The 4656-nt window shown below is 47.2% G+C and carries 4 protein-coding genes and 1 pseudogene; 3 read left to right on the forward strand and 2 right to left on the reverse strand.

Features of this window, described 5'->3' with window-relative positions:
* Positions 1 to 295: pseudogene (locus ABY436_RS19020) on the forward strand (oxidoreductase); the annotation flags it as partial.
* Between the two features lie 51 nt (positions 296 to 346).
* On the opposite strand, the gene ABY436_RS19025 reads toward ABY436_RS19020, so the two are convergent.
* Both ABY436_RS19025 and ABY436_RS19030 read right to left on the reverse strand, forming a co-directional pair.
* Positions 347 to 1708, reverse strand: coding sequence for an MATE family efflux transporter (locus ABY436_RS19025; RefSeq protein ID WP_372740503.1), 1362 nt, complete (start codon positions 1706 to 1708; stop codon positions 347 to 349).
* Positions 1709 to 1787: 79 nt separating this feature from the next.
* Positions 1788 to 2774: a zinc-dependent alcohol dehydrogenase family protein gene (locus ABY436_RS19030; RefSeq protein ID WP_372740504.1), complete on the reverse strand. Its 987-nt coding sequence runs from the start codon at positions 2772 to 2774 to the stop codon at positions 1788 to 1790.
* 107 nt (positions 2775 to 2881) lie between these two features.
* On the opposite strand from ABY436_RS19030, the gene ABY436_RS19035 reads away from it, so the two are divergent.
* Both ABY436_RS19035 and ABY436_RS19040 read left to right on the forward strand, forming a co-directional pair.
* Complete coding sequence (locus tag ABY436_RS19035; protein ID WP_372740505.1) at positions 2882 to 3772, forward strand: LysR family transcriptional regulator; 891 nt, start codon at positions 2882 to 2884, stop codon at positions 3770 to 3772.
* A gap of 216 nt (positions 3773 to 3988) precedes the next feature.
* The coding region (locus ABY436_RS19040; RefSeq protein ID WP_372740506.1) for a mechanosensitive ion channel family protein at positions 3989 to 4656 on the forward strand (668 nt) is incomplete at its 3' end.

Here is a 4656-nt window from a genome sequence, read left to right on the forward strand (position 1 = left end):
GAGTATGGCGCTTTCTTTGGGCGCTAACGGCCCGGTTATTATAGCGGTGAACCCTGGTTCGATGCTCGGCAGCAAGATGGTGAAGGATGCCTTTGGGGTGGTTGGAGGAGATCTCAGTAAAGGCGCAAAAATACTGGCTCGTGCAGCACTGGATGATGAGTTTGCATCCGCTTCGGGCCAATATTTCGACAATGACTCAGGCCAGTTTGCTTCACCTCATTGTGATGCTCTGGATCCATTGAAGTCTGATGCTGTTGTAAAAGCGATTGAAACCAGGCTGACAGAACTGAAATAACGGCTCGAAACGAAATGAGGTTAACAAAGGAGATGCATTAACCCGTTTATTTCAGGAAGCCGTCTGCAGGCTTTCTGCTAAGGGGTTAACCACCTTTGGATACTGTGAGTGAAGTAGTGTTAAGCGCTTCTTATAAAGTTGCCAGCTCAGGTAACCGGCGATTAAATTCCCTGTCATCGCCCCGATAAACAAGCCGGTCAACCCGGCTATTTCAGATCCTAACCATAGCAGCGGCAGGTAGCAGCTAAATAAGCGTAACGCTGAAATGATCAGAGCCAGAGCAGGCATGCCCATCGCACTACATGCCGATACGATGAGCATGCTGATACCCAGTCCGCCATAGCTTAAGGGCACAAGCCACAGGTACTCGTGCAAAATGTCCGCAATACTGCTATCCGTCGTTAACGCACTACTGAGAGGGCTGGAAAATAATACGGTAATGACAGTAAGAGCGAGTTGAGAAAACATGACAAAACTAACAGCGATACGCATCAGCTGATCAATCTGCGTAAGTTGATTGCTACCCCGTAGCTTCCCGATTATCGGAGGCATCGCCATGGTTAAGGACAGCACTATGATGATGGAGAAAAATTCTATTCGGCTGGCAAGCCCCCAGGCAGCGACAGCATCGTTGCCGTAAATGGCAACGATTCCTGTGGCAATCAGGCCCGATAGCGGAGGAATAAATTGGCTTAGCATGGAAGGCGCCATAAACGATAGCAAGCGCCTTAATCCTGCTCTAATCGTTGCCATTGTGTCGGGGAATCGGATCAGGTCCTGACGATAAACCCCGGCGAAAATGATGATGCATCCGGTACCAAAAGCACACACGGTTGCCCAGGCTGCACCTGCTAAGCCTATATCAAGAACAAATATAAACAGCGGATCAAGCACCATGTTAATAATGCTGACCACTACCAGCACGATACCAGGGAAGCGGGTTTCTCCATGTGCCCGAAAAATACTGAAACCGAAGTAAAGCATGGCGCCAAGCCAGCAGCTGATCAGCCAGGGGAACCAGTACTCACGTACAAAAGGGAATAGTGCTGTATCCCCACCCAAATTAACAACAATGACTTCTTGAGCCAACCAGAGTATCAGACACAGTATTGAGGTCAGGATAAAACCGGTAACGATTATCAGGGCTCCCAGTTGTTTGGCATAGGTGTTTTTGTTTGCGCCCAGGGCGGTTGATATGATGGCGGTGGTTGCGATACCAAGCCCAACCTGTATGCCTATAATCAATTGATAAATGGGAATAGAGAAACCAACAACGGCAAGGGGTTGAGCACCCAGCTGGCCTATGAACGCACTGTCGACCAGCTGGCAGCTACTGACAGCCAGCATGCCGATCAGCATGGGTAATGTCATATGGAAAAGCTGTTGTCTTAACGATGGGGTTTGCTGGTTCATGATCTATCCGGTTCTGAGAATACAGACTCGTAGATGGCATTATTGGCCAATCCCTGGCCTTAGTCATTCCTTCTAATTGTTAAATATCTATCACAACCTTGCCCATCGCCTGACCACTGCCCAGACGTGCATGCGCCAGGCCGGCTTCAGTAAGAGTGAAGCTTTGCTCATCAAGAACCGGTCGAAGATTGCCCGCTTCAGCGATCTTAGCGATCTCTCTCAGAATATGACCATGTGCTTTGCGGCCATGATCGTGAATCATCGGGATAAGCATGAATACCACGTGTAGGGACAAGCCCTTAAAGTGAGCAACGGAAAGATCCAGCTCAACCAGTGCAACCGTAGTCGCTATCTGGCCATTCAGAGTTGCTGCTTCAAACGAGTTAGCTATATTTGCTCCACCAACAGAATCGAAGACAACATCAAAGCCTGCCCCACCGGTATATTCAGTGACATAATCGGCAACGCTTTCTGTTTTGTAGTTGATGCCCTTAGCGCCTAATTCTTCGATCAGAGCCAGTTGTTTATCACCACCGCCTGTTGCATAAACATCAGCACCAAAGTGACGCGCCAGCTGCAATGCAACATGGCCGACACCGCCGGAGCCGCCATGAACCAGCACACGATGTCCTTTGGATATCCCGGCACGGGTCAGCCCCTCATAAGCTGTGATAGCTACCAGAGGCAGCGCCGCGGCTTCACGCATGGACAGGTTTTTTGGCTTGAGGGCAATCAGTCGGGCATCGGCCGCCATATATTCTGCCAGCGCACCCTGTAGCTCCCCAAGACCACCGGCACAGCCGTAAACTTCATCGCCAACAGAAAATCCGCTAACGCCTTCGCCAACGGCTTCAACAGTCCCCGCGAAATCCATACCCAGTACCGCAGGTGGATTGGGTGATATTGGCAACTCCTTACCCATCTGGCGAATCATAGTATCGACGGTGTTAACACTGGTGGCGGCGATACGTACCAGGACCTGACCGGGTTTTACTTCGGGTGTCGGAATATCAGATAGCTCGAATACTTCAGGGCCACCAAATTCACGGATAATCATTGCTTTCATGGGAAACACCTCTGTTTAGTTGATGGGTAATACTTTAATTGTTATTGCTTATGATGATAATCTGCATGAATAGCTAATCTGTTTATATTTTATGTTGATAATCTAAAATGAACATCGAACACTTGAAACTCTTTATCCGGGTAGCCGCTACCCATAACATCAGTCAGGCAGGCTCTGAACTGGGTTTATCTCCTGCCGTGGCCAGTGCACATATCAATAAACTGGAAGAGGGTCTTGGGGTGCGTTTGATTCACCGCACCACCCGCAAAGTTTCATTGACTGAAGAAGGTAAGGGCTTTCTGCCGCATGCTGAAGAGGTGCTTTCCAGTGTAGAAGCGGCTCGTGCTTCGGTAGGAGTGGGTAAAGGTTTACCTTCCGGTACACTGAGGGTGTCTGCCTCTGCATCCTTTGGCCGTATGCATCTGGTGCCCGCGTTGAATGGGTTTTTGTCGAGTTATCCGGACCTTAATGTCGATCTGCGCTTGTCCGATTCCATCATCGATATGGTGGAAGGGGGCTTTGATATCGCTATTCGCATCGCGGAGTTGAAGGATTCAACATTAATTGCGCGTAAATTAGCCTCTGACAACCGTATTGTCTGCGCCTCTCCCGGTTATCTGGCGAAGTATGGTGAGCCTGAATCTCCTGAGGATCTTATCAATCACCGCTGCATCACGTTAATGGGGTTGGAGCACTGGCGTTTTGATACTCCCGGCGGGCAGCTAACGATTAAAGCGAAAGGTAGTTTTCGCACTGATAATGGCGAGGCGGTCCGGGATGCCTGTGCTGGTGGCTTGGGAATTGGGATTGGTTCAACATGGAATATCTATCAGCAGTTGCAAACAGGGGAACTGGTTCAGGTACTCCAGGACTATCCATTAATGTCTGATACGGCTGTCTGGGCGGTGTATCCCAGCTCGCGCCTGCTGGCACCCAAGGTCAGAGCATTTATCGACTACTACACTCAATGTTTTATCAGTCCTGTGTACTGGGATTGAGAAACCTGACCTCTGGATCCGTTTGCAAGTTACATCCCCCAATCCGGGGTACTTACTCTATTCTCATTGAAACGCATAGAATATCTATCCCGTATTTTCCGGGGCGGTTATACTAACGGCTATGAAGGATATGATCGGTTTAATGGGTTTTAGGATTGGCTTCAATATTTTACTGTCACTGCATTTTTTATAAAAAATAAAACATTGGGATAATCCATGACCGGACTTGAGATTTATAGTTTGCTTTTTGAGCATAAGTTGCTTTCTTCGCTTATGTTTGTTGTTTTAGCGTATTTCTTGAAGTTGATGTTGGTAAAAGTCATAAGAAAAAGAAGTAAGGCCAAAGGGGAAGATTCGCGCTATGTAATTAATTTAATTAAGAACTTAATTAATCTGACCGTTGTGGTTTTATTGTTTGTCTTATGGACGGACGAATTGCAAAAATTTGCATTGTCCGTAGCTGCGTTTGTTGTCGCGATTGTTATCGCTACACGCGAGTTTATTCAATGTATTATTGGATATGTTTATATCATTGTATCCAGACCGTTTCAGGTTGGTGACTGGGTTCAGGTGGGTAGTTCCTATGGTGAAGTAACCGAGACTAATTGGGCAAAATTAACCTTATTAGAAGTTGATATCGATTCATACAGTCATACAGGTAAAACGCTTTATTTACCCAATAGTATGTTGATTTTAAATACTATAAAAAACCTCAACTTCATGAAACGATATGCGACTCACACTTTCACGCTTACCCGGAGTCAGCACGTAAACCTATTTTCATTTCGGGATGAATTACTGGAACGGGCAGCAGTTCACTGCCAGGACTTCTATGAAGTTGCACACAGATATAATTATTTAATAGAGAAACGCTTAGATGTGAC

It is taken from the genome of Neptunomonas sp. (assembly GCF_041601355.1).
Taxonomy (GTDB): Bacteria; Pseudomonadota; Gammaproteobacteria; order Pseudomonadales; family Balneatricaceae; genus Neptunomonas.

What these genes read in the sequence shown, in the direction of transcription:
- ABY436_RS19025 (WP_372740503.1), bottom strand. Translation starts at nt 1,708, where the DNA reads ATGAACCAGCAAACCCCATCGTTAAGACAACAGCTTTTCCATATGACA.
- ABY436_RS19030 (WP_372740504.1), bottom strand. Translation starts at nt 2,774, where the DNA reads ATGAAAGCAATGATTATCCGTGAATTTGGTGGCCCTGAAGTATTCGAG.
- ABY436_RS19035 (WP_372740505.1), top strand. Translation starts at nt 2,882, where the DNA reads ATGAACATCGAACACTTGAAACTCTTTATCCGGGTAGCCGCTACCCAT.